Below are 24,293 nucleotides of genomic sequence, written 5' to 3' on the forward strand. Positions count from 1 at the left end.
GAAGACGATCTCGTGGCAGCCGATGCCCTTTCCCTGCACGACGGTCTCCGTGACGAAGCCACGCGGCTCCACGAAGGCCTGTTGCGCCTCCACGGTGGCGTACTCGTAGGGAAACCCTCCCACCCAGTCTTCGATGTCGTGCCAGCGGCTCATGCCACGCCGACCGTCCTGATAGCGCGTCCAGAGCCGCAGATAATCGAGAGGCCGGCGATGCCGCACGGCGCTCAGGACGTTGTGGGCCTCGTAGGGCAGCATGGCCGCCATCGCGAAGGGCGGCTGGAGCATGCGGGGAAGCTTGACGTAGGTCCGCTTCACGTGCCACCAGGCGCGGCTCTCGCGGCCGCGGTCCGCATAGATGGCCAGGAAGAAGCGGCCGCCCGGGGCCACCCGCGCCGCCGCGTTCTCGATCGCCTTCCACATGTTGCCGGTGTGGTGCAGGACCCCCCAGGCGTACACGATGTCGAAGGTGCCCAGGGAGGCCATGAAGCTGTCATCCAGCACCGAGCCCCGCGTCACGACCCAGTCGGGGTCGTCGGGGAAGTACCGACGTCGCAGCTCCTGCGTGCAGCCCACGGAGTTGGGATCGAAGTCGAAGGAGCGGACCTTTGCGCCCAGGCGGCGAGCCACCAGGCTGGAGAGGCCGCTGCCGGACCCGATGTCCAGGAACGAGAGCCCCGACAGGTCGTCGGTGCCGAGGACCCCGACGAAGGCCCGCTCCGCGTTCTCGATTCGCTCGTCGTTCAGCACCGAGAGGAACCGCCGCCAGTTCTCACCGAACTGGAAGCGTTCCTCGAGGGGCGTCTCCTGGACCGTCACTCGCCTCCTCCGCGAGTCGGGGGATCGTTGGGGCGCCGGATCTTCAAGTTCCGCGCCCGGGGCCCGCGGGGCCAGCCCTCGCGGCGTGATTCAGTCACCGGCGTACGCATCGGGCACATCCGCTGCGAAGAGGGAGGCGTCGGCGAGGCGCCGGCCCAACGGAGTGCGGCGCTTGGTCCACTGACGCAGCCCATAGTAGCCGTGATAGAGGCGTGTCCAGGCCCGGGAGCCGGCCGCCGGGGCCTCGTGGGGATACCCGTAACGGTCGAGTCCCCGCGCCAGCGCACCCTCCAGGGCCCGGGCCTCGGCGGGCTCCAGCGAGCGGCGCCAGCGCCCCACGAAGCCGCCCTCCGCCTGGGGGAAGGACGTGTTGGGTCGCGCGACGGACCCCACGGCGCCGGCCAGGATGCGGTCGTAGGGCAGGTCGTGTCCGATGAAGACACCCACGTCCTCGAGGGTGGCTTCGGGCCGCTCCACGAGGTCCTCGTACCGGACGACCCGGTAGGCCGGGCCCAGGCGCGCCCCCTGCCGGGCGCCCTCCAGCACCATCCACTCCCAGGCCGCGGCCGCCGCGAACGCAGCCCGACGGCGATCGCCCGGGAGGGGGCGGATCCAGCCCTGCTTCTCCAGGGACAACGCCACGTCGCGTCCGTCGCGGATCACGTGCAGGAACCGCGCGTCCGGCAGGCTGCGGCCGATCTGCTCCAGGTGGAGGAGATGGGCAGGCGTGCTCTCGGCCCACCTTGGCACGCCCTGTCGGTCGGCCATCATCTCCATGACCAGTCGCAGGAAGCTCCCGGCGTCGTGGAAGTCGTCCACCCGGTCCCGCACCTCGGCGGCGTCCAGACCGGACAGGCGGAGCATCACGCCCCCGAGCCACAGGTCCAGGAGTCGTTCGCGGTTCCGGCGCTGGCGCAGGTCGCCGGCGTAGGGGGCCAGCGAGTTGAAGACGTGCGTCTCGGTCCGGTAGTTCACGAAGTCGCCGGTCGACAGCAGCATGTGGTACAGCAGCGTCGTGCCCGAGCGTGGAGATCCCACGACGAACACCGGGGCGGTCGCACGTGCGCTGGACATGGGTCGGGGACAGGACTCCGCGGCGGGAAGGCGTCGGAACGGCCGGAACCGGAGCAATATACAGACCCCGGCCCGGCCCGGTCGGACGGAGCCGGTGTGGCGTGGGGACCGCCGGCCCGGGTCCTGCCGTGCGCTCCGGTGCGCCGGGGCCTGGAAGCCCCTACTCTGAAGCGATTCCCGGACCGGACCCCCGCGTGAACGGACGAACTTCCGCCGACCGCCAGTCGCGCGCGCTCGCCGCTCGCCTGCGTCGCCATCACGGCGGCGAGGTGCACGCCGACCGCATCACCCGTGGCATGTACGCGACGGACGCGTCCATCTACCAGGTGTTCCCGCTCCTGGTGGCGATGCCGCGCGACACCGCGGACATCGCGGCCGCGCTCGAGCTGGCGCGCGCCGAAGGGGTGCCCGTCACGCCGCGGGGCGCCGGGACGTCCCAGGCCGGACAGGCCATCGGACCCGGGCTCGTGCTGGACGTCAGCCGCCATCTGCACGGCATCACGCACGTCGATCGCGCCTCGCGTACCGCCCGCGTCCAACCCGGCCTGGTGCTCGACACGCTCAATCGGGCGCTCCGGCCCGAAGGCCTGTTCTTCCCCGTGGACGTCTCCACGGCCAGCCGCGCCACGCTGGGGGGGATGGCCGGCAACAACTCCGCCGGCGCCCGGTCGATCGTGTACGGGCACATGGTGGAGAACGTGCGCGCCCTGCACGCGGTCCTCCCGGACGGCACCACCGGGGTGTTCCGCACGCGCCGGGGCGGCGAGGCCGGCAGCGCCGGCGCCGCGGACCGCGTCCGCGGGCGCATCGCCGCGCTGCGGGCACGCGAGAGCGGCGAGCTCGAGCGCCGGCTGCCTGCCGTCGCGCGCCATGTGGCCGGCTACGCGCTGCATCGCGTCGAGCCCGACGGCCGGGGCCTCGGCGACGTGTTGGTGGGCTCGGAGGGTACGCTGGCCTTCTTCACCGAGCTCGAGCTGGCCCTGGCACCGCTCCCGGCGCACCGGGTTCTCGGCGTCTGTCGCTTCCCCTCGCTGGCGTCCGCGCTGTCCTCCGTGCCGGCCCTGCTCGAGCTGGGTCCGAGCGCGGTGGAGCTGGTGGATGGCACCGTCGTCGAACGGGCCTGGGCCCTCCCGCTGTTCCGGGCCACCGTGGAGCGGCTCGCGCGCAACGGAAGCCCGGCATTGCTGTTCGTGGAGTTCGCCGGTGCGGAGCGGGATCGCGTGCTCCGCCGACTCGATGCGCTCGCGGAGCTGCTGGCCGACCGCGGGCTGCCAGGTGCGATGGTGCGTGCCGAGACGCCCGACTTCCAGGAGTCCATCTGGGCCCTGCGGCGAGCCGGCATGAACCTCGTCACCGCCACCCGTGACGATCGCAAGCCGGTGTCGTTCCTGGAGGACTGTGCCGTGCCTGTCGAGCGGCTCGCGGACTACGCCGAACGGGTCACCGCCATCTTCGACCGCGAGGGTCTGGCGGGCACGTGGTATGCGCACGCTTCGGTGGGCTGTCTGCACGTGCGACCGGCGCTCGACCTGAAGCAGCCGGAGGATCGCACCCGAATGCGGCGCGTGGCCGAGTCGATCCTCGACGTGGTCCGGGATCTCGGTGGGAGCCACTCCGGAGAGCACGGCGACGGGCGACTGCGCTCCGAGTTCCTGGCACCCATGCTGGGAACGCGTCTGACCGACGCCTTCCGCGAGATCAAGCGGACGTTCGACCCGCGCGGCCTGCTGAATCCGGGCGTGATCGTCGATGCGCCCGCGATGGACGCTCCGGAGCTGTTGCGCTTCGGGTCCGGGTACGGGGAGCTGCCCGTGCATACCGGTCTGGAGTGGGGGGAGTGGGGCTCCTTCCAGCGTGCCACCGAGGCGTGCAACAACAACGGCGCTTGCCGCAAGCGGGCGCCCGGCGTGATGTGTCCCAGCTACCGCGTGACCGGAAACGAGTGCGACGTGACGCGCGGCCGCGCCAACACGCTGCGCCTCGCGCTCTCGGGTCAGCTCGGTGGGGACGCCCTGACCGACGACGAGGTGGCGCGCACACTGGCGCTCTGCGTGGGCTGCAAGGCCTGCCGGCAGGAATGCCCCGCCGGGGTGGACGTGGCGCGCATGAAGGTGGAGGTGCTCCATCAGCGTCGTCTGGCGGGTAAGCTACCCGTGCGCGCACGCCTGTTCGGGCACCTGCCGCGGGCGGCTTCCTGGCTGGGCCAGGCTCCGCGCCTCGCGGCTGCGGCGACCCGGTCGCGCCTGCTGACCGGCCTGCTGGAACGCGCCGTCGGCATCGCGCGCCTGGACGCCTTCCCGCACTGGGCGGCGCGCCCCTGGTCCGAGCGGGAGCTCGGCCCCGGCCGGGCCGGCGCGGACGGTCGGGAGGTCCTGCTGTTCGTCGACACCTTCACGCGCTGGTTCGAGCCGGAGAATGCGCGCGCCGCCACCCGGGTGCTGCGCCGGGCCGGCTACGAGGTCAGGGCGGTGGAACGTCCCCAGGGAGAGCGACCGCTTTGTTGCGGGCGCACCTACCTGAGCGTGGGGATGGTGGAGGAGGCGCGCGTGGAGGCACGGCGCTTCCTGCAGGCCCTGGCCGAAGCGGCGGCCCGTTCCGTGCCGGTGGTCGGCCTCGAACCCTCGTGCGTGCTCACCATGCGGGACGAGTGGCCGGCTCTGGTCGGCGCGCACGATGCGGGCGCGGTGCCGGCACGCCTGATCGACGAGTTCCTCGTGCAGGAGCGCGACGCCGGACGCCTCACGCTGCCTCTGTCGACTGCGCCAGCCCGGGGCGTGCGCGTGCACGCCCACTGCCATCAGAAGGCGTTCGGACTGGAGCCCGCCACGCTCGACCTGCTCCGGCTGGTGCCCGACCTGCGGGTGGAGCGGCTCGCCACCGGATGCTGCGGGATGGCCGGCTCGTTCGGGCACGAGCGGGAGCACGTGGACGTGTCGCGTGCGATGGCCGGGCTGGAGCTCGTTCCCCTGCTCGACGGTCTGGGCGAGGGGGAGCGCGTCGTGGCCAACGGCACCAGCTGTCGACACCAGATCCGGGATGTCACCGGCCGGGAGGCCCTGCACGTCATCCGGGTGCTGGACGAGGCGAGCGGGGGCTGACGAGCAGGGGGGCTAGCCCAGCGCCACGAGCGTGCCCAGCGCGATGATCCACCCCGCCAGCACGTCCCCCGGGTAGTGCACGCCGAGGTAGCTGCGGGACAGCCCCACCAGGACGGCGGCGGCGACCAGCAGGGCTCCCCAGGCCGGCGGGAGAGCGGTCGCGAGCGGGAGCGCCACCGAGAGCGAGGAGGTGGCGTGGCCGGACGGGAAGCTGAAGCGGTCCGGCGCGGCGATGAGCGAGACCAGGCCCACGGGGAGGCTCGGCCGTGCCCGCACCACCGTGCGCTTGAGCAGCTGCACCACGAGGTGGGAGACGACGAGCGTGAGGAGTGCGAGTTGGCCTGCGGTCCGCAGCCCTGGCACCGCGCCGGAGGCGAGCAGCAAAGCGACCGGGATCACGAAGACCGCGTCGCCCAGTCGCGTCAGCACTCGCATGGACCGATCGAGCCGCGGTCGGCGGCGCACGATCAGCGCGAGGAGGAGCTGTTCGTCGGTCTGGCGCAGCCAGAGAAGCCAGGCGGCCATCAGAGGACTCCCAGGAGGGGGTGGATCTCGGTGGAGCTGGGCGCGGGACGTTCGGGGTCGCACGCCTCCTCGTAGTGCCCGAGGAGACCGTCCAGGATCACGGCCCAGTCGAGACCCAGGGCCAGGCGCCGGGCACCGTGGGCGAGACGGAGCCGACGGAGTGGATCCCGCAGCAGATCGATGCAGGCGGTGGCGAAAGCGGCCGCGTCACGCGGTGGGACGAGGACCCCGGTGACGTCGGGCTGCACGAGATCGGTGACTCCACCCCGGGCCGGGGCCACGACCGGAAGACCGCTGGCGAGCGCCTCCGCGACCACGTTGCCGAACGTCTCCGTATCCGAGGGGAAGACGAAGACGTCCCCGATCGCGTAGGCCTCGGCCAGCTCGATGCCGGTGCGGTATCCCGTGAACGAGACGCCCGCGGGCGCCGTCGCACGCAGCGTGGGCGCAAGCGGCCCGTCTCCGACCAGCACCAGCGCCACGCGCTCGCCCAGCGCCGCCCGGACGAGCGGCCAGGCATCCAGGAGCACGTCCAGCCGCTTCTCGGGGGCGAGGCGGCCGACGTAGACCATCACGTGCTCGGCGCCGGGCGCGAGCTGCTCCCGCAACGCTTCGCTCCGGCGAACAGGCGAGAAGCGATCTGCGTCCACACCACGCGGCCAGATCCGCAACCGGTCGTGGAAGCCACGGGTGCGCAGTTCGGTCAGCGTGGCCGAGCTGGGACAGAAGGTGAGCCGGGCCGGGCGGTGGAACGCGCGGAACCCGCGCCAGAGCGCGCCCTCCAGACGGCCGAACCCGTACCCCGCCAGATACTCCGGCATGTTGGTGTGGAAGGATGTGACGAGGGGAACTCCGGCGCGCAGCGCCCACTGACGTCCGGACCAGCCCAACGGCGCTTCCGTGGCGACGTGCACCAGGTCCGGTGCGAAGGCCTCGAGCGCGCGCTTCCCCGCCCGGTCCAGGAAGCGCAGGATCTGCAGCTCCGGGTAGACGGGCAGCGGCACACCGGGCGCGCGATGGTGATAGGTGGCGCGCGTCTCGACTGCAGCGCCCACGCGCGGGCCGGCCAGGAAGACGTCGTGTCCTCGGGCCGCAACGTGCTCCACGAGGCGTCCCAGGGTGCGGGCCACGCCGTTGATGGTCGGCGGGTAGGTGTCGGTGAAGATCGCGATCCGCATGCGGCCGCCCGGCCCGGGCGGGCATCGCCCGGGGCTCGCCTTGAGGATCGGCGGACGGCATCACCGGCCGAACGCCACGGTGTCTCCGTCCGGTTGCGCTTCGGGGTACGGCGCGGGGCGTTGGAGTGGCAGCCGGATACCGCGCCGTGACGAGATCGCAGCAAAGGGTGCGGCCGGCCCGGTTCTTACACGTCGGATACCGCGCGGTGACCGATCGGCATCCCGGGCCCGGTAGGTTCCGCCCCCATGGACCCTACGTCATCGGCTCGCCTGCGCGTGTTGGACGTCACCACCTTCTTCGCTCCCGCGAGTGGTGGCGTGCGTACCTACCTCGAGAGCAAGGGCGCAGCCCTGGCCCGACGGGGTCTGGACCACACGATGGTCGTGCCGGACGCGGACAGCGGCTCCGCGTTCGAGCACGGCACCCGCATCCATCGGGTCAGGAGCCCGCGCATCCCGTTCACACCCGGATATCGGCTGCTCCTGGCTCCCTTCGGTCTGCAGAACGTGATCGAGGCGGAGCAGCCGGACGTGATCGAGGTGGGGAGCCCCTTCGTGGCTCCCTTCCTGACGTGGTGGGCCACGGCGCGAGCGCCTGTGCCCACCGTGGGCTTCTATCACGCGGACCTGGTGCGGGCCTACGCGGAGCCGCTCAGCAAAGGACTGGATGAGCTCGCACGCGAGCGGGTCCGACGCTCCGTGGGTCGCTACGTGCGCGCCGTCTACTCCCGCTTCGACGTCACGGTCGCGGCGTCCGCCTCGGTGGCCCGCGACCTCGTCGCGTTCGGACTCGGCAACGTCGAGTGCATCCCGCTCGGCGTGGACCTGGAGCGGTTCACACCGGGACGCCGTCGCAACCTCCTGCGCGGCCGGGTGGGCTGTGAGGTGACGCGCCGGATCGGGCTGTTCGCGGGCCGGCTCGCACCCGAGAAGGAGCTCGATGTCGTGCTCGATGCGCACGCGCTGCTCGACCCTGCGACCCGACCGTTCCTGGTCCTGATCGGAACCGGCCCGGACCAACAGGCGCTGCGCGCGCGGGCGGCCGAGCAGGGCCATGTCTGCGTGCTCCCGTTCGTCGCCGATCGGGCTGCGCTGGCCGATCTCTACGCCGACGCCGACTTCTACGTCGCGTCGGGCCCGGGCGAGACGTTCGGGCTGTCGGTGGGGGAGGCGATGGCGAGCGGGCTGCCGGTGCTGGGTGTCGACAGCGGGGCCGTGCCCGACCGGATCGGAAGCACCGCGTGCGGGTGGCTCTACCGACGGGGCGACGTAGCGAGCTGTGCGGAGGGGCTGTTCGCGGCCGCGCAGGCTGGGTCGCCCCGTCGTACGGCGGTGGTGCGATCGCACGCGGAGCAGACCCTGTCGTGGGAGATCACCTTCGACCGGCTCACCGACCTGTATCGGCGCCTGGCGCGCTCGGGACGGGACGCCCGCAACGCAGTGCCGGCCTGACCGCGTGAGCGTCGCAGGTCACCTGCTGGCGCTGGCGCTGGTCCTGGCCGACGTCCTGGCGCGTGGTGCACGGTTGCGGGCGCCACTGCGGGCCTTCGGTTCCCCTCTTTCGTTGCGCCACGTCGTGGCCGTACAGCTCGTCGGGGAAGCCGCGGGCACCGTCACGCCCGGGCGCGTCGGAAGCGACCCGGCGCGCCTCCTGCGGCTGCGCGGGCACGGCGTCCCCGTCGCGGTGTCCTGGTCGTCGTTCGCCGTGGAGAACGCGGTGGAGGCCCTGCTCCTGTTGGTCGTCGCCGTGGTCCTGGTGGTACTGCCCGGTCAACGACTGCTGGCCGGCGCGCTCGCCGCGTACGCGGTCTGCGTGCTCGCCCTCTGGCTGGGAGGGCTCGCGGCCGGGCGCTCTCTCGGCTCCCGCCCCCCCGGGTGGTGGACGCGCGCCGGGCTGCGGGCTGCCCGCTGGGACCGGGCCCGTCGGACCGGCCGCGGCCTGCGTGCGCTGGGGGGCCTGCACCGAGGGGTCGCAGGGGTGGCCATCCCGGCGTCCATGGTGCGTGTCGCCACCCGGGCGGCGCTCCTCCCCGTGCTGCTGTCCACGACGCCCTGGAGGCGCCCCGACCTCGCGGTGTGGTCGCTGCTGCTCTGCTACCTGGGGGCGGCCGCACCCGTCCCGGGCGCGTTGGGGGTGGTGGAGGCGGGGGTGTGGCTGGGAGCGGGAGGGGAGGCGGCGTTCGCGCCTGCCCTGCTGCTCTGGTGGCGCGTCTATTCGAGCTATGGACCCGCGCTGGCCGGCGCCGGAATCGCGGTCCTCACGTCCAGGGCCTTCCGCCCGCGCGCAGCGGCGGCGCGCATCTCACGCAGGCGCCGCAGGGTCACCGCCGTGTTGGGGTGATCGCGCACCTGCGACTCGGGTTCACCCGTCTCCAGGTTCGCATCGTCCAGCTCCTCCAGGCCGTTCGCGGCATGGGCGAGGAAGAGGGCGGGGAAGCGTGCGAAGGCGTCCTGCACCGCGTCCACCAGCCACGGCGAGGGGAGCACCGGCGTCAGGAACGCGGACGCCATGGGGAACAGGCGGGGACCGGGGGCCGGTCGACCGGCCGCAGGGCCGTCCGGGACCGAGACACGGCCGAGCCAGCGGATCAGGCGCAGCCCGGTGCAGGCCGATCGCACGATCGCGCCATACGAGCGTTGCACCGGCCGCACGCCCGGTCGGATCCCGTAGGTGCCCTGGTAGGCCCGCGCGAGGAAGCGCAGGCTCGGCGCGCCGAAGCGGCACGAGGGCGCGGTCTGGGGCGGGTTGCGCACGGCGAACCACGCGTCGAGACCGGTCTCGACCCGCACGTGTGCGACAGGTTCGGTGCCACCGTCCACGAAGACGTCGGGCGCGCCGTAGAGAAGCTCTCCGCAGGCGCGTCCCACTGCGGGATGCACCAGGCGGTCGGCCAGCACGTGGGTGAGCCACCCGAGGGCGAAGGCGCGCTCCCGCTCGCTCTGGGCCTGGCGGTACAGCGCGCGGTTCAGCGACCCGGTGTGGACGCAATGCGCGAGGTCGGAGAGGAAGCGTTCGCCCCCGGGGAAGTAGCCCAGGTCGGGGCCCCATGCGCCCTGACGGAACGCCGAGCGCAGCTCGGGTGCCGACGCGATCCCCCGCAGGGTGGGCTCGGAGGCCTCCTGGGCGGCGGACAGGGCCAGGTCCGCGAACACGAGATGCAGCGTGAGACTCGGCATCGACGTCTTGAAGGGTCGGGGCCCGCGGTAAAGCCCAGGTATCCAGGCGGTCCCCAAGCCGTGCCGATCCGGGAAGGAAAGCGGAGACCGGGGCGGGCCAGGCCCTCGAGGACGACGAGCCGGTAACGCGGTCGGAACGGCGTGGTAAAACCGGCTCCCCGGCGTGGCGGACCGCATTCACGTTCCCGGCGTGCGCGTCTACACTTCGCCACCATGTCGGCTACGGAGGCGGGGCGTCGGAGCGGGGAGGCGGCGGAAGCGGCCCTCGCGGCGTTGGTGGAGCGCACCACCGGGCTTCAGCCCGGTCGGCGGCTCTTCCACGCCTGCAACGGGCTGCTGTTCGCCTGGATGGTCGCAGGGTCGGGGTGGCCTCGTCCCTGGCTGGTCCTGCTGTTCGGAAGCGCGTTCGTGATCCTGCTGACGGTCGACGCGCTGCGGCTTGCGGACCCGCGCCTCAACGTCCTCTTCTTCCGCGCGTTCCTGCGTCTCGCGTCCCCGCGCGAGCACGAAGGGCTGGCGTCCTCCACCTGGTACGTCGCCGGTGTGCTGCTCACCACCGCGCTCTTCCCGGCGGGAACGGCGGGTCCGGCCATCCTGGTCCTGGCGCTCGCGGACCCGTGCGCGAGCGTGATCGGGCGTCTGTGGGGGCGGGTGAAGGTGGGGACCGGCACGCTGACGGGGAGCGCCGTGTTCGTCGTCGTGGCCACGCTCGTGCTGTCCTCCCGCATCCCTCCGGGTGCGGCGCTCGCCTGCGCCGTGTTCGTGGCGGTCGTGGAAGCCCTGCCCTGGCCGCTCGACGACAACCTCACCATCCCCCTCGCCGCGGCGGGCGCGCTCCAGGTCGTCCTGGGGTAGAGGTCCGCCGCGCCTTCGCGAGCGGGTGACCGCAGCGCACCCGGCCGCGGCGTCCACACGCGCGGCGCTTCCCGGCGTGACCATTGCCCGCCCGCCCGGTCGGGAGGATCTTCCGCCCTCCTGCCGGCTTCGTCGTCCACGCGCGTCGGGCCGGTCCGTTCCCTGCGTACGGGAGTCCCCATGCTCGCCCGACCCGGCCCCGACGAATACAACCCCTACTACGCGCGCTACGTGGAGCTCGTCCCCGACGGCGACATCGTCACCACGCTCGCCTCGCAGATCGAGGAGACGGACGCGGTGGTGCGGGCCTTCATCCCGGGGCGGGAGGACTTCCGCTACGAGCCCGGCAAGTGGAGCGTACGCGAGTCGCTCGGACACGTGGTGGACACCGAACGCGTGTTCGGCTTCCGCGCCCTCTGGTTCGCGCGCGGCGCCGCAGAGTCCCAGCCGGGCATGGACCAGGATCTGTGGGTCGCGGGGTCCAACGCGGGGGAACGCGCCCTGGACGACCTCCTGTCCGAATGGCGAGCGGTGCGGGCGTCGACCGTCGCCCTCTTCCGCAGCCTGGATCCAGAGGCGGGCCAGCGGTCCGGTGTGGCCAGCGGCTACCCCGTGACCGTGCGAGCGCTGGCCTGGATCACCGCCGGACACGAGCTCCATCACCGGGCGCTGTTCCGGGAGCGCTACGGCTCGACGGCCTGAGCCGGCAGCGCACTGCGCCGCCGCTGCCGGAGCGGGATCGGGCGGTCAGGAGGCCAGGCGCACGAAGATGTCGGACGCGACGAGGTCGAATACCGCATCGAGGTCGGCGGCCGACGGTGCCACGTACGTACGCCCCTGGGGCTGCGTCGGGTCCGAGATGCCACCTTCGTTGGAGAGTTCGTCCAGGTAGGATTCCACCGCCCAACCGAGGCCGATCGTGTAGATGTAGACGCCTTCGCTGCGGATCGCGCTGGCCCAGGTCCGGCCGTCCGCGCGGGCCTGCTCGGACACTGCCGACGATGGCCAGCTCCCGAAGCAGATGCTCGCGTTCGCGCATCCGCTCACCGGGGGCGGCAAACCGTCGTTGGGCAGCAACGTGAGAGGGTTGTTCCAGTACCCTTCCATGCGCGAGCTCCCCTCCTGCGCCGCCATCACCCGGTCCTGTTGGGAGCCGGGATCGCCGACGACGCCGCGGAACGCCGTGGGACGCCCGTCGGTGAAGAACACGACCACCTTGACCGAGCGGGGGCGCAGCGGGCCCGTGGCGAGCTGCTCGTGCGCGTACCGGAGCGCCTCGCCGGTATTGGTCCACCCGGCCGCAGCGATGCCATCGATGGCGCTGGTGATGGAGGCAGTGAAGTAGTCCGTCATCCACACGCGCTGCGTGGCGCGGGTGTTGAAGCCGACGAGGCCCATCTGGTCGATGCTGTCGTCGAACTTCTGGACGAAGAGCTTGGCCGCGTCCTGGAGATCACCCCAGGCCTTGGCTTGTTCGAGGGAGCCGGAGTGGTCGATGACCAGCACCAGGTCCACCGGTGGCGTGGCCGCCTCCGCCTCCGCCACGATGTCGACCGTGTTGCGGCCCAGCACGCGTGCGAGGAGGGTGGGCATGGTCCGCTGCGCGACCACCTGCACGGTGTTCTCGCCGAACTGGTTCTGGCCGAACTGGACGTCGAGTTCGGGACCGAGGCTGCCGTTCCCCACGCCGTTCGCCTGTGCGATGGCCAGCGCATGCTGCAGGGCCTGCGGCTGACCGGAGCGATAGACGCGTGCTCCGGCGAGGGCGGCTGCGTCCACGGCGCGCACCATGCGCGCGCGGTCCAGGTAGGCGCGACCCATGTCCACGGCCAGGCCGCTCATCCCGAGCAGCACGACCATGGCCAGCGCCACGAACAGGATCACGGCACCCCGCTCGTTCGAGACGGCGGTGGTGGCGGCGCGCAAGCGGGAGGAGTCGAGCATGGCGTCTTCTCGCATCGGATGCGGAGGCTAGAAGATGGCGGCTTCGTAGAACGAAGCCGGGATGATGGGGCCCAACACGCGGTCCAGGGGCGTGATGGGTTCGTACGCATGGAAGACCTCGACGACGTACAGCACCCGCCCCTCCTGCAAGCCTGCGAGGCCCTGGAGCGAGAGGGCGGTCCCGCCGAGCGCGCCGAGCCGGCTCGACCCGGCGCCACCTTGCGTGAACTGGTCCGTCACGGTCGGCGCCCCGCCCTGGACCACCACCCGGCTGGCAATCACCCCGCCCAGGGTGTTCATCTCGATATCCGTGCCGTTGTCGATCACCACCTGCGCCACCTGCGCCAGTGTGGCTCCACGCGCGGCGAGGTTGGCTCCTTCGCGGGACAGGCCGGTCATGGCGTGCGCGACGCCGAACGCGTGGCCCAACTCCATGGTCCCCAGGAGGATGAACAGGAGGATCGGGAGGATGAGGGCCAGCTCCACCAGCTCCTGGCCCCGCTCCGACCGACGGAGCCGGCGCAGAAGGCGCTCAGAAGACCGGCTCATTCTTGACCGTGGTGCTGACGGTGATGGGCATGGTGCTGGGCATGAAGCTGGGAAGCATGCCCGCCCCGAACATGTAGAGGTAGGTCAGGGAGATGCGGACCAGTTGGTCTGGTGCACCCCCGTCCACGGGGTCGAGCACGATGTCGGCCACCGGCACGTTCAACGCGGTGGCGCGATCCACGAGGACCTGCTTGATGGACTCTGCGCGCGTCATCGGGTTGCCCGTGGCCGGGTCCAGCAGCGTCTGGCCCGTGATCGCGAAGCGCGCTGCCTCCTGGACGGCGTTGCGCACGGTGACGCGCGTGTAGAAGTGGCGTCCGGTCTCGATCACCGCCAGCAGCAGGAAGATCGCCACGGGGATGGCGAAGGCGAACTCGACGAGGCTCTGTCCCCGTCGGCGCCTCCACAAGGTGCGCATCACGCTCATGTTCAACAGGCCTCGGCCCCCGGCAGACGCACGGGCCGATACGAGTAGTTCTCGTCACGGAGCGTGGCACCGGTCGCCTCGAAATAGAGCTTCCAGAACTGCTTGACCCGTTGACCCGCATCGGTGTCGACGCGGGCGCCGACCACGACGATGCACACGCCGGACAGGTCGGGCAGAACTCCGCGCGCCACCGCACGCGGCACCCAGTCCGCGGACGGCATGCGCCGTTGATCCTCCATCTCCATGTCGGAGGTGGACTGGAGCATGTCGGAGAAGATGAACAGGGTCTTGTGCGTGTCGGGCCGGACCCGGAACTCCTCGGCGATGTCGTGCATCGTGGAGAGGATGTCGGTCCCGGTGATCTGCTCGCGTCCGGCCGAATCGGCGAAGGCGGCCAGGTAGTCGACGGCGTCGCGCACGAAGCGGTCGCGCGCGATCGAGTCGCTGGGGAGGACCAGGTCGGAGCGCTCGCGCTCCGGCACGGACTGGGACCAGCGGCGGGGCACCTCCTCCAGGGAGCGCTGCAGCAGCTCCATGGCGGTGATGCGGTCCCCGTGTCCGAGGGAGCGGACGCGGTCCCGGAGCAGCGTGTGGGCGTGGCTCAACTGATGGCCCTGGATGCTGCCGGAGCGGTCGAACACGAAGGCGACGTGCTCGGGCGCGCGCTTCGCCTCGGCGGCGAGCAGCGCCTGCTGCTCGGCCGTGGCGGCGGGGTCGATACACGCGGCGGCGCTCGACGAGGCCAGCGCGACCAGCGCGAGGAGGATGCGTCGGCGCCGCATCAGTCCGTCGCCTCGCGATTGAAGTCGGACCGGACGACCTCGAAGCGGTCGCGCAGGCCCGCCAGCTCCGACTCGTAGACCTCGGGGGTGTGCAGGGCGTGCTCGCCCGTGAAGAGCGGGCCCACGTCCAGACCCAACAGCGGGATCTCGCGACCGGCGCCCTCGGGAGCCGGCGTGCCCCGCCGGACCCGTTCGTTCTCGGCGCGGTAGAGCGAGATCACGTCGTCGAGACGGGACGCCATCTCCGCCAGGTGACGCTCCGAGTGGAGGGCGAGCAGACCCTTCAGCTCACGGATGTGCTTGGTGGACTCCCCGAGCATGGTGGTGACCTCCTCGGAGGCCTCCTCGGCCGCCGAGACGCAGTCGCGCCGCTCATCCTCGAAGCTGGAGTCGTCGAAATACTCCCAGCGACGCACGCGTCGGTGGTAGTAGGCCGCACAGATGGCGCAGAGCACCAGGGTGAGGTTGAGCAGCAGGATCGGGAAGCTCAAACGGCTCATGGAGAGCGCGTACTCACGCAGCTCCACGGCGGCGGCTTCCATGTCGTCCGCCCGATCCGAGCGCTCGTTCGCGGTCAGGAGATCGCCGTCCACCCGCAGCCAGCCCGCGTCACGACGCAGCTCGGCCACCACCGCGACATCCTCCTGATAGCGCTCCTCCCCCACCTGTCCCAGGGTCATGCGCGCCTGGAACAGCACGCCGATCACGAGCGCCAGCCCGGCGCCGGTGAGGACGAGCGGCACTACGTGCTCGAGCGGCGAGCGCCCGGCCACGGTGTCACGCCGCATGCGCTGGTCTCCCAGCGAGATCAGGTCACGAAGCGAGCGGCCGAAGAAGTGCGCCAGCACGCACAGGAAGGTGACCACACCTGCGGCCAGCAGGGCCGCATCCGGCCGGAGCAGGAGCTGGGCGAAGACGCGCTGCGCGCCCGCCATCCAGCCCTGCGAGACCTCCGTGATCAGGCGGATCTGCCGCTCCGTGAGCGGATCCCGGGGCAGGAGGGAGGCGAACACGGGGGCGTTCGCGAAGTACTCGACGACGGCCAGGAAGGCCACGGCCAGCACGTACGCCCGGCTGGAGAGCCCACGGGCCCCATCGCTCCCGTTGCGCTGCAGCTCGCGAGCGACCTCCTGCTTGCGCAGGGAAAGGCGGGCCTTGGTCCGCTTGAGCTCGTGCGCCAACCGCTGGATCCGGTCGATGAGCAAGGCCGCGCGCCCCATCTTCTCGGACAGCGACTTCTCCTGGTCGGCCCAGGCCGCCTCCACGCTCGCGCGCTCGTGGGCCCGCCAGCGCTCGAAGACGGAGCGCGCGCGCTCGCGCAATTCGGTCTCCGCGGTGGCCAACGGGAGATCCTGATGGACGCCGTCACGCTGGGCGCGCGCGTCCTCGCGAGCCCGGCGGATCGCCTCTCCCCGCAGCTTCTCCACCACGGCGTGCATGTCGCGCACGTCGTAGTCGGGGGCGCGGACCAGGTCCTCCTCGGGAGTCCCGCCGGCCGCATCGGGTCGGCCGCTCCGTCCCAGCCGGCTCAGCCAGGAGCCGGAGTCGGCCGCCGGCTCGTACGCGAGGACCTTCGGGCGCTGGCTCATCGGACCTCCCATTCGAGCGTGTCGCCGATGCGGGTCCGCGACTCGGTGAGCGTGCCGGCGGGGATCTCGAGCGCGTAGCGCGCGTCCCCGTGCCGCCGCGTGCGCTGACCCGGTCGGATGGAGTCGTACGCCGCGAGCACCTGCCCTTCCGGATCCAGGAACGCCACGTCGATCGGAAAGCGCATGCCGTACATGTGGATGGCGCGGCAGGGAGTGAGCAGGAGGCCCTCGCCCGGAGCGAGCGCGTCCCTGCCCAACAGCCCTCGGAGGCGGCTCCAGGGACCGTCGGCCACGTCCACCCGGATGCCCAGGGTCGTGCGCCGGTCGGCGTTGCGGACGACGAGCGACGGCATCACAAGCCTCCCAGGAGCTCGCGGAACAGGAAGAGCGCCGGCCCCAGGATCACGACGAACGTGGCCGGGAAGACGAAGAAGGCCAGCGGAAAGAGCATCTGGATCGTGGTCTTGGCGGCCTGCTCCTCGGCGCGCTGGCGGCGCTTGGTCCGCAGGGTGTCCGAGTGGACGCGCAGCGAGTGGCCGATCGAGGTGCCGAAGCGGTCGGTCTGGACGAGCATGCTGACCAGAGCGCGCATGTCCTCGAGCCCGGTGCGTCCGGCCAGGGCCCGCAGCGCGTCCATGCGCGGCGCACCGGCCCGGATCTCCAGGTTGGCGATGGCCAGCTCCTCGGCGAGTTGGGACGAGATCGAGTCGATCTCCTGCGCCACGCGGAAGAGGGCCTGGTTGAGTCCGAGGCCGGCCTCGACGCAGACCACCAGGAGGTCCAGCATGTCGGGGATGGCCGTCTGGATGGCCCGTTGCCGGCGCCGCGCCCGCATCCGGATGAAGAAGAACGGGACGCTCCACCCGCTCAGCGCGGCGAGCGAGATCACGAGAGCCCACCACAGCGCGTTGGTGGTGCCCAGCGCCAGCGCCAGGATCGCGAGCGTGCCGGCTCCGATGGAGATGATCAGCCGGAGCGACAGGAAGAGCGCGACGGCCTCGTGACTGCGGAAGCCCGCCTGCTGCAACCACTGACGGATGCTCTCCCGCGCGCGCGGGCCCACCGCCAATCGCGTCCCCAGCGCCTCCATGATGACGCGCAGCCGCCGCCGACGCGCCTGCCGCGCCCGGCGCTCGGCCAGCCGCACGTGCACGGGGAGCGGGATGCGCAGGGCGGAGAGCTGTCGGCGCAGCAGCCGACCCTGGGAGTTGGCGACCTCGTTGAGGGCCAGGACCAGGAAACCTGCCGAGAGCGCGACCAGGAACATCACGAGGTAGATCATGGCTACAGCTCGACCGTGGTGATGCGTCGGATCAGGATGAAGCCCAGACACTGCATCCCGATGGCGAAGCCGAGGAGCATCCGACCGATCGGCTCCTCGAACAGCGGCCGCATGTAGTCGGGGTTGAGCAGGAACATGCCTGCACCCGCGACGAACGGGGCAAAGCCCAGCACGAGGCCGGTCATGCGCCCTTGGGCGGTATGGGTGCGGAGCTGCCGCCGGAAGGTGAAGCGCTCCCGGATCACCTCCGAGAGCTTGTCCAGGATCTCGGCCAGGTTCCCGCCCACGTCCCGCTGGATCAGCAGTGCGGTGGCGAAGATCCGCACGTCCGGCAGCGAGATCCGGTCGGACATGGACTTGAGCGCCTCGTCCAGCGGGAGCCCGTAGCGCAGCTCCTCGAAGACCTGGCGGAACTCTCCGGCGACGGGCTCCGCGGCCTCCTCGGCCACCATGCCCAGCCCGGTGCTGACACCGTGTCCCGCCCGGATGGAGCGCGTGAGGAGATCGATGGCCTCGGGGAAGTGGGCCTCGAACGCGGCCAGACGGCGGCGGCGGCGGCGCAGGAACCAGAGATAGGGCAGCGCGGCGCCTACCGCCGCCCCGGTGGCTGCGGCCGGCGTGCCGAGACCCAGCGCCAGCAGGCTGAAGCCGCCCGCCACGGCGGACCCGGCCGTCAGCGCCAGGAACGCGGCCAGGCCCAGGTTGGTGCCGCTCTGCTCCAGGAAGTGCTGGAGGTCGGCGAGCCGTGGCACCCGCGCCAACGCCGGCTTGAGCCAGCCGGGCAGGCCCTTGCGCTGCGCCCGCAGCAGGGAGGTCTGTGGACCCCCGTCGCGACGCTCCGCGAGTCGCTGCAGCTCCAGGCGCACGGTGCGCTTGTGCAGGAGCATCCGGACCGACTCGAGCAGCATGGCCACCGCGAACGTGGCGAAGGCCACCGTGAGGAAGGCCAGGAGCGCCTTCAGCTCGGGCGTCATCTCCACGGTGCCCATCATCGGCGCTCCCAGGGCATCTCGACCAGGTCCGCCGTCAGATGGGGCGTGGCCGCCGAGAAGAGCGCCTCGGACAGGTGCACACCGTAGTTGCGCAGACGCTCGGCGTACTTGGGGCGGATCCCGGTCGGCTGGAAGCGTCCCACGACCTGGCCCTCGGCGCTGATGCCGTCCCGCTCGAAGACGAACAGGTCCTGCATCGAGATCACGTCGCCTTCCATGCCGACGACCTCGGCCACGCTCGTGATGCGGCGCGTGCCGTCGGAGAGGCGACTGACGTGCACCACCACGTCGATGGCGGAGGCGATCTGCTCGCGGATCCCCTTCTCCGGCAGATTCAGGCCTGCCATGGACACCATGGTCTGGAGGCGGGACAGCGCGTCGCGGGGGCTGTTCGCGTGTAGCGTGGTGAGGGATCCGTCATGGCCGGTGTTCATGGCCTGCAGCATGTCCACGGCTTCGGCGCCGCGGACCTCGCCCACCACGATCCGGTCGGGTCGCATACGCAGCGAGTTGATCACCAGTTGGCGCTGGGTGACCATCCCCGTGCCCTCCACGTTCGGAGGTCGCGTCTCGAGGCGGACCACGTGCGGCTGGCGCAGCTGGAGCTCGGCCGAGTCCTCGATGGTGACGATGCGTTCGTCTACCGGGATGCTCTCCGACAACACGTTCAGCAGAGTCGTCTTCCCGGCGCCGGTCCCGCCCGAGATGAGGAGGTTGAGCCGGGCGCGCACGCAGCCCTGCAGGAACTCCAGCATCTCGCGCGTCAGCGCCTTGGTCCGCAGGAGGTCGCCGGCGCTGAGCGCGTCCGACCGGAACTTGCGGATGGACAGGTGGGCCCCGTCCACGGCGAGCGGGCCGATCACCGCATTCACGCGCGATCCGTCCCCGAGGCGGGCGTCGACCATCGGGGAGGAATCGTCGATCCGGCGGCCCACGGCCGAGACGATGCGGTCGATCACCTGGAGCAGGTGGGCCTCGTCACGGAAGCGGATGTTGGTCTTGTGGATGCGGCCGTTGCGCTCCACGTAGACGTGCTCGTGCGTATTGACCAGGATGTCCGAGACCTCGGCGTCCTGCATCAGGGGTTCGAGCGGGCCCAGTCCGAAGACCTCGTTCAGCACCAGCTCCGCGATCAGCTCGCGTTCGTCGAGGTTGAGGGGGGCCTCCTCCTGGACGAGCAGGCTGCGCACGATCGCCCGTACCTCGGACACCGCATCCTCGTCGTCGCGATCGATGATGGCGCTGAGGTTGAGGCGCTCGATCAGCTGACGGTGGACGCGGGTCTTGATCTCCTCGAACAGCGGGCTGTGCTCCCGCTGGTAGGAGATCTCCGCGCCTTGGGCGGCCGCCCACCGACGCGAGACGTTCGCCTCGTGGCGGCGTCGCTCCCACGCGGTGGGCTCGTCCGGCTGGTCGTTCATCGCAACGGGGAGCACGGGCCTATCCTGCATGGTTCGTCACCTTTCCGTCGGACGCGCGCCCACCCGCTGCGGCGCGGCGTCGTCCGGACCCGAAGGGGAGGAATCCGAAGCGCGAGGGCCGGGTCGTGACTTCGACCCCGCCGATGACCCCGGCCAGACCGCGGACATCGCGGCCGAACACGGAGCGGTTGTCGTCGACCACGGGCCGGCCCGCGTTCAGCGCCTCGATGACGGCCCGGTAGTCGTTGGACACGGTCCAGTAGGCGGGCAGCCCGAGCGCCTTCTCGATCTCGGAGCCCGAGATGAGCTCGCGGGAGTCGGCGCGGTTGACCACCAGCCGGAGCGAGCCGTCCGTGGCGGAGCGGCGCAGCTCACGGAGAAGGGGGAGGCTGCGCGCCAGGTTACGGATCGAGGCCAGATCGGGGGTCGTGACCAGGAATACCTCGTCCGCGGCCTGGAGCGCAGCCACCGTCGGTGTGTTGAACGACTTCGGCGCGTCGACCACGACGTACTCGTAGGCGCCGCGCAGGAAGTCGAGGATCTGCCCCACGCGCTCGACGTCGACCGCCTGGGGGTCGGCCGGTGCATACGGGGCGGCGAGCACCTCGAGCCCGGACTCGTGGCGATCGATGTACGACGCCAACAGGTCGGAGTCGACGCGATGGAAGTTCCGCAGCAGATCGACCACGCTGAACCGTGGCTCGATCCCCAGCGTCAGGGCCGTCTCTCCCAGCTCGAGGTCGAGATCCACGAGCAAGGTGCGCTTGCGGGTCACGCGGTGCAGCTCCACCGCGAGATTGGTCGCCAGCGTCGTCGAACCCGAGCCGCCCTTGGGACTGAAGATCACCAACAGCTTTCCCGGCTGCCTCGACCCGTCAGGGGCTTTCTTCCCGAGCTTGCGGATGACCCGATCCATGGCCTCGCGCAGGGCGGACTCATCGATGGGCTTCTCCACGTACTCGGAGATCCCGGCCTGCATCGCCGAGAGCAGAAGCTCCGGCGAGAGGTCGGCGCCGAAGCCGATCAGCTTCCGGCTCGGGTTCGACTCGATCAGGAACTGTGCGAAGCGCAACGCGATGCCCGGATTGTGCTCCAGGTCCAGGAACGCGAGCTCCGGGTCCAGCGTCTCGAGCTGATCCAGGTGGCGGGTCTGGATGTCCGTGAACGGGGAGTCCACTTCCAGCACCACCGAGACGGCGTCCTGGCCCGCGATCACGCGGGCCAGGTCCGTCCGCAGCGCGGGGTCGGTCGAGAAGACGGCGGCCTTAACGGCCATTGCCGTTCTCCCGGACCGGCGCACCCCAGGTGTCCGGCTCTCCGGTGGGGAGCTCCGGGGCCACGTTGCTCGGACGCACCAGCTCGGGCGTCACCAGCACCAGGAGCTCCGTGCGATTCTGGCGCAGGTCCTTCGAGCGGAAGAGCGCGCCGAGGATCGGGATGTCCCCCAGCAGGGGCAGCTTGTTGGAGTTCTCCACCCACGAGTTGTCCATCAGCCCGGCGATGGCGAAGGTCTGACCGGGCATGAGCTCCACGGTCGTCTCGGCCTTGCGCGACGTGAGGGAGGGCACGCGGAAGCCGGAGAGCTCGACGCCGTTGGCGAAGTCCAGCGCGGAGACCTCGGGAGCCACGTGCAGGCGGATCGCACCGCTGTTCGTGATGTCGGGCGTGAACGACAGGCGGATCCCGAACTCCTTGAAGAGCACCGAGATCGCCGTCGCGCCCCCGGTTCCTTGCACCACCGGCACCGGGAACTCACCGCCGGCGAGAAAGGAGGCCTGCTCACCGGGCATGGCCAGCAGGTTGGGCTCGGCCAGGCTGCGGAAGAGGCCCTGCCCGCGCAGCGCCTGCACGAAGGCCCCGAACTTGGATGCGTCGTGGAAGAGGAAGAAGTTCACGGCGTCCGAGAACGTCTGCTCCGGACCGTCGCCTTCCAGGAAGTCGCGGCTGAAGGGCACCACGCCTCCGGCCGTCAGGCCGCCCTCGTCGTCCCCACGCACGTTGCGCGGATCGACGCGGGTCACGTTCACGCCGTACTGCTCGAGCGCGTTGCGCGAGACTTCGGCGAAGCGCACCCGCAGGAGAACCTGACCCTGGTCGGGAAGGCCCAGGTGGTCGAGCACCTGGACGTCTTCACCGAGCGTCCGGGCCAGCTCCAGCGCCTGGTCGCGCGTGCGGGTGTCACGCACCTGTCCGCTGAGGACGACTCCGCTGCCGACGGCGGACACGCGGATGTCCTCGTCGGGGAAGAGGCGCTCGAATTCGGCTTCCAGCGTGGCGGCGTCGGCCGTGATCCGCACGGTGTAGAGCGTCAGGGTGCCGGTGTTGTCCCAGATCAGCAGGCTCGTCGTGCCGCCGGCCTTGCCGTTGACGACCACCTCGTTGTTGGAGACGAGGACGGCGTCGGCGGTCTCGGGATCGGCGATCGAGACCCGGCGCAGGCCGGACGGCACCGTGACGAGCGCGGAGTTGCCCACCGCGATGGTGATGAGGCGCTCCCGCCCCGCGTTCTGCGTGACGGACGGGGGGGCCGCCGCGACCGCGCTGTCCGGCGGTGTCTGCCAGGCGCGGACGGAGCCCGCTCCCAGCAGGAAGAACGAGAGCGCGAGGACGACGATGCGCCCGGGACGACGGGTGTCCATCAGCGGTTTCCTCCGGGGATCTGGGAGCTCGACTTCTCGGGGCCGCGGAAGACCTCGATGGTCGGGCGGGGGGCGACCGGGGCCGCGGTGCGGACGACCCGGCGCACGGGTGCCGCGGACGACGGCAGCAGCGTGCGGGTGCTCGTGCCTTCGGTCTCGGCGAGCTCGAGGTCGAGCGGATTGCGCAGGACCAGCTGGATCCGGCCCTTGGTCGCGGCCAGCGTGAGGCGCTCCGCCTCGGCCGGATCCACGAGCAGGGTCACCACGGGAACCGACTTCGGTTCGCCACGGAAGTCCCGCTCGGTGGTCTGACCGGCCGCCAGCACCTCGATGTTCTGCAGCACGACCTGCGTGCGCGGCTCGTCGAACTGGGCGGCCTGGTCCAGCGTCGCCAGCACGTCCACCCGGGTTCCGGGTGTGGCCCAGCCGGAGACGGCGATCACGTCGTCCACCTTGACGCTCATGGCGCGCTTGCCGGCGGGGATGGTGATGGCCAGACCCGATCCGGCCTCGCGGTTGGCGAGCTTGGTGGACATGAGCGGCTCGTTGGCGCGAACCGACACGATCACGCCGCGCCCGACCACTTCGGCCGGAGAGACCGCGTAGCCCGACGGCACCTCGCGCTCGGGCCAGGCGACCAGCTTGATGTCGGTGGCTTCGACCACGTCACCGGGTGCGAGGTCGCGAGCGGCCAGGACCACCTCGGTCGCCGGGACGGCGGCGGAGGCCTCCCGGGGGCCGGCGTCCCGCAGGAACGTCCACGCCAGCCAGGCCGCGACCGCGCCCGTAGCCAGCGCCAGGGAGAAGACCAGTCCGAATCTCTTGCTCATGGCTTCAATCCACCTCGGTACGGGACGGCCGGATCAGACGAGGAACCAGCCGGCCAGGGCTCCGGCCGCGATCGCGACGCCGTACGGCAGCGCGTGCGCACCAGGGGAATCCAGTGTGATGGGTGCGCCGTGGCCGGGGCCCTTCCAGCCGTTGAACGTGCGCAGCCCGAATGTCGATACGATGGTGTGCAGGTTGGCCGCGGTCTCGTAGACCCGGCGGCGGGCCAACACCTGCACGACCGCCATCACACCGCCGACCAGCGCCATGACGAGCAGGGCGGTGTCCAACCGCGCCGGCCCGAGCAGCGCGCCGGCTGCGGTCAGCATCTTCACGTCTCCGCCGCCGAGCCCGCCCGTGAGGAAGAGCAGCAGCGACAGCGCGAAACAGATCCCCGCGCCCGCGAGCCCCGACCCCACCGATGCGAAGCCATCCGGTGCACGCAGCAACAGTGCGGCGGCGAACACGCTGACGGTCAGCAGGTTCGGGATGCGGCGCTCGCGCACGTCGAACCAGATGCCGCCCAAGGCCAGCACCAGGAGCAGTGCGGTGGAGATCGTGGAGTTCGTCATGATCACGGGGGTCTGCGGCTGGGACCGGAGGCCGAACGGCCTCCGGTCCCGAGGCCCGCAGTGGCTTAGTTGCCGCCGGGGTTCTGGAGCTCGGCCGCAGCGTCGTTGAAGACCTGCGAGATCTGATCGCGCAACACGATGATCGCGGCCGTGACGCCGAGGGCGATGATGACGATCAGGAGCACGTACTCGGTCAGGTCCTGACCGGACTCGTCGCGCCAGAGGGCGTTGAGCAGGGCGGGCATGAAACTCCTCCAGGGTGTGTGCTGATGCGGGTTCCACGAGTGCGGCTCATCCGCTCTCGGGACGACGCGCCAGTCCTATGGAGAAGCTGTGCCAGCGAGGGGCGGGTTGTGGTGCAAGGCTTGGAAGTGGTTGATGGATCGTCACTTGGAGCCGCGGAGCGACAGATCATCCATCGCGCCGCGCGGCCCTTGACCGCGCGAACGTGTGGAGGCGCCACGACGCCTGTGTGGGGAACGCCGCGGCACGCACGAGAGGGTCGTGCAGAATGCGGCAGTGGGTGCGGACCGACGCGAGGTCGA

The 24,293-nt window shown here is 71.2% G+C and carries 23 protein-coding genes and 1 pseudogene; 5 read left to right on the forward strand and 19 right to left on the reverse strand.

The genetic code is table 11. The features are described from left to right. Positions 1 to 816: class I SAM-dependent methyltransferase (locus R3E98_13780; protein MEZ4424474.1), on the reverse strand; the 816-nt coding region annotated here is incomplete at its 3' end. Positions 817 to 906: 90 nt separating this feature from the next. Then, positions 907 to 1,890 (reverse strand): sulfotransferase, encoded by a 984-nt coding sequence (locus R3E98_13785; GenBank protein MEZ4424475.1) that lies wholly within the window; start codon positions 1,888 to 1,890, stop codon positions 907 to 909. Positions 1,891 to 2,084: 194 nt separating this feature from the next. On the opposite strand from R3E98_13785, the gene R3E98_13790 reads away from it, so the two are divergent. Further along, positions 2,085 to 4,988, forward strand: a complete 2,904-nt coding sequence (locus R3E98_13790; GenBank protein ID MEZ4424476.1) for an FAD-linked oxidase C-terminal domain-containing protein — start codon at positions 2,085 to 2,087, stop codon at positions 4,986 to 4,988. Positions 4,989 to 5,000: 12 nt separating this feature from the next. Here the strand turns inward: R3E98_13790 and R3E98_13795 are convergent, their stop codons facing one another. Together R3E98_13795 and R3E98_13800 are read right to left on the reverse strand one after the other, a co-directional pair. Then, the gene (locus tag R3E98_13795; GenBank protein MEZ4424477.1) at positions 5,001 to 5,513 is read right to left on the reverse strand and encodes a phosphatase PAP2 family protein; all 513 of its coding nucleotides are present in this window, start codon (positions 5,511 to 5,513) and stop codon (positions 5,001 to 5,003) included. Then, on the reverse strand, positions 5,513 to 6,691 hold the full coding sequence (locus tag R3E98_13800; protein ID MEZ4424478.1) for a glycosyltransferase family 1 protein: 1,179 nt from the start codon (positions 6,689 to 6,691) through the stop codon (positions 5,513 to 5,515). Before R3E98_13800 ends, R3E98_13795 begins: the two co-directional genes overlap by 1 nt. Positions 6,692 to 6,937: 246 nt before the next feature. Here R3E98_13800 and R3E98_13805 point away from each other — a divergent pair, with 246 nt between their 5' ends. Further along, positions 6,938 to 8,143 (forward strand): glycosyltransferase, encoded by a 1,206-nt coding sequence (locus R3E98_13805; GenBank protein ID MEZ4424479.1) that lies wholly within the window; start codon positions 6,938 to 6,940, stop codon positions 8,141 to 8,143. Positions 8,144 to 8,147: 4 nt separating this feature from the next. Then, positions 8,148 to 9,032, forward strand: coding sequence for a lysylphosphatidylglycerol synthase domain-containing protein (locus tag R3E98_13810; protein MEZ4424480.1), 885 nt, complete (start codon positions 8,148 to 8,150; stop codon positions 9,030 to 9,032). A 416-nt stretch (positions 9,033 to 9,448) separates the two neighbouring features. Here R3E98_13810 and R3E98_13815 read toward each other — a convergent pair. Then, positions 9,449 to 10,045, reverse strand: a pseudogene (locus R3E98_13815) (zinc dependent phospholipase C family protein). Between the two features lie 36 nt (positions 10,046 to 10,081). On the opposite strand from R3E98_13815, the gene R3E98_13820 reads away from it, so the two are divergent. Beyond that, a complete protein-coding gene (locus tag R3E98_13820) occupies positions 10,082 to 10,723 on the forward strand; it encodes a hypothetical protein (protein MEZ4424481.1) in 642 nt (213 codons plus the stop codon). Positions 10,724 to 10,903: 180 nt separating this feature from the next. Beyond that, positions 10,904 to 11,425, forward strand: coding sequence for a DinB family protein (locus R3E98_13825; GenBank protein MEZ4424482.1), 522 nt, complete (start codon positions 10,904 to 10,906; stop codon positions 11,423 to 11,425). A 45-nt stretch (positions 11,426 to 11,470) separates the two neighbouring features. On the opposite strand, the gene R3E98_13830 is transcribed toward R3E98_13825, so the two are convergent. From R3E98_13830 to R3E98_13895, 14 genes are all read right to left on the reverse strand, one after another. Further along, on the reverse strand, positions 11,471 to 12,667 hold the full coding sequence (locus R3E98_13830; GenBank protein MEZ4424483.1) for a VWA domain-containing protein: 1,197 nt from the start codon (positions 12,665 to 12,667) through the stop codon (positions 11,471 to 11,473). Positions 12,668 to 12,694: 27 nt separating this feature from the next. Continuing rightward, complete coding sequence (locus R3E98_13835; GenBank protein ID MEZ4424484.1) at positions 12,695 to 13,216, reverse strand: TadE/TadG family type IV pilus assembly protein; 522 nt, start codon at positions 13,214 to 13,216, stop codon at positions 12,695 to 12,697. Then, entirely contained in the window at positions 13,200 to 13,643 is a 444-nt protein-coding gene (locus R3E98_13840; GenBank protein ID MEZ4424485.1) for a pilus assembly protein, read from the reverse strand. The genes R3E98_13835 and R3E98_13840 overlap by 17 nt, the downstream gene beginning before the upstream one ends. 2 nt (positions 13,644 to 13,645) lie before the next feature. Further along, positions 13,646 to 14,425 carry a hypothetical protein gene (locus R3E98_13845; GenBank protein ID MEZ4424486.1) on the reverse strand — a complete coding sequence of 260 codons (780 nt, stop codon included), beginning with the start codon at positions 14,423 to 14,425 and terminating at the stop codon, positions 13,646 to 13,648. Beyond that, positions 14,425 to 16,014, reverse strand: a complete 1,590-nt coding sequence (locus R3E98_13850; GenBank protein MEZ4424487.1) for a hypothetical protein — start codon at positions 16,012 to 16,014, stop codon at positions 14,425 to 14,427. The genes R3E98_13845 and R3E98_13850 overlap by 1 nt, the downstream gene beginning before the upstream one ends. After that, positions 16,011 to 16,367, reverse strand: coding sequence for a DUF192 domain-containing protein (locus R3E98_13855; protein MEZ4424488.1), 357 nt, complete (start codon positions 16,365 to 16,367; stop codon positions 16,011 to 16,013). Before R3E98_13855 ends, R3E98_13850 begins: the two co-directional genes overlap by 4 nt. After that, positions 16,367 to 17,296 carry a type II secretion system F family protein gene (locus R3E98_13860; protein ID MEZ4424489.1) on the reverse strand — a complete coding sequence of 310 codons (930 nt, stop codon included), beginning with the start codon at positions 17,294 to 17,296 and terminating at the stop codon, positions 16,367 to 16,369. The genes R3E98_13855 and R3E98_13860 overlap by 1 nt, the downstream gene beginning before the upstream one ends. A gap of 2 nt (positions 17,297 to 17,298) precedes the next feature. After that, a complete protein-coding gene (locus R3E98_13865) occupies positions 17,299 to 18,288 on the reverse strand; it encodes a type II secretion system F family protein (GenBank protein MEZ4424490.1) in 990 nt (329 codons plus the stop codon). Next, positions 18,285 to 19,724 carry a CpaF family protein gene (locus R3E98_13870; protein ID MEZ4424491.1) on the reverse strand — a complete coding sequence of 480 codons (1,440 nt, stop codon included), beginning with the start codon at positions 19,722 to 19,724 and terminating at the stop codon, positions 18,285 to 18,287. Before R3E98_13870 ends, R3E98_13865 begins: the two co-directional genes overlap by 4 nt. Before the next feature lie 4 nt (positions 19,725 to 19,728). Then, the gene (locus tag R3E98_13875; protein ID MEZ4424492.1) at positions 19,729 to 20,985 is read right to left on the reverse strand and encodes an AAA family ATPase; all 1,257 of its coding nucleotides are present in this window, start codon (positions 20,983 to 20,985) and stop codon (positions 19,729 to 19,731) included. Continuing rightward, entirely contained in the window at positions 20,975 to 22,348 is a 1,374-nt protein-coding gene (locus R3E98_13880) for a type II and III secretion system protein family protein (GenBank protein MEZ4424493.1), read from the reverse strand. The genes R3E98_13875 and R3E98_13880 overlap by 11 nt, the downstream gene beginning before the upstream one ends. After that, complete coding sequence (gene cpaB, locus R3E98_13885) at positions 22,348 to 23,178, reverse strand: Flp pilus assembly protein CpaB (GenBank protein MEZ4424494.1); 831 nt, start codon at positions 23,176 to 23,178, stop codon at positions 22,348 to 22,350. Before cpaB ends, R3E98_13880 begins: the two co-directional genes overlap by 1 nt. 33 nt (positions 23,179 to 23,211) lie before the next feature. Further along, a complete protein-coding gene (locus R3E98_13890; GenBank protein MEZ4424495.1) occupies positions 23,212 to 23,748 on the reverse strand; it encodes a prepilin peptidase in 537 nt (178 codons plus the stop codon). 65 nt (positions 23,749 to 23,813) lie between these two features. After that, positions 23,814 to 23,993 (reverse strand): Flp family type IVb pilin, encoded by a 180-nt coding sequence (locus R3E98_13895; protein ID MEZ4424496.1) that lies wholly within the window; start codon positions 23,991 to 23,993, stop codon positions 23,814 to 23,816. Between the last annotated feature and the right edge of the window lie 300 nt (positions 23,994 to 24,293).

Source organism: Gemmatimonadota bacterium (genome assembly GCA_041390125.1).
In the GTDB taxonomy this organism is placed as follows: Bacteria; Gemmatimonadota; Gemmatimonadetes; order Longimicrobiales; family Gaopeijiaceae; genus JAGQIF01.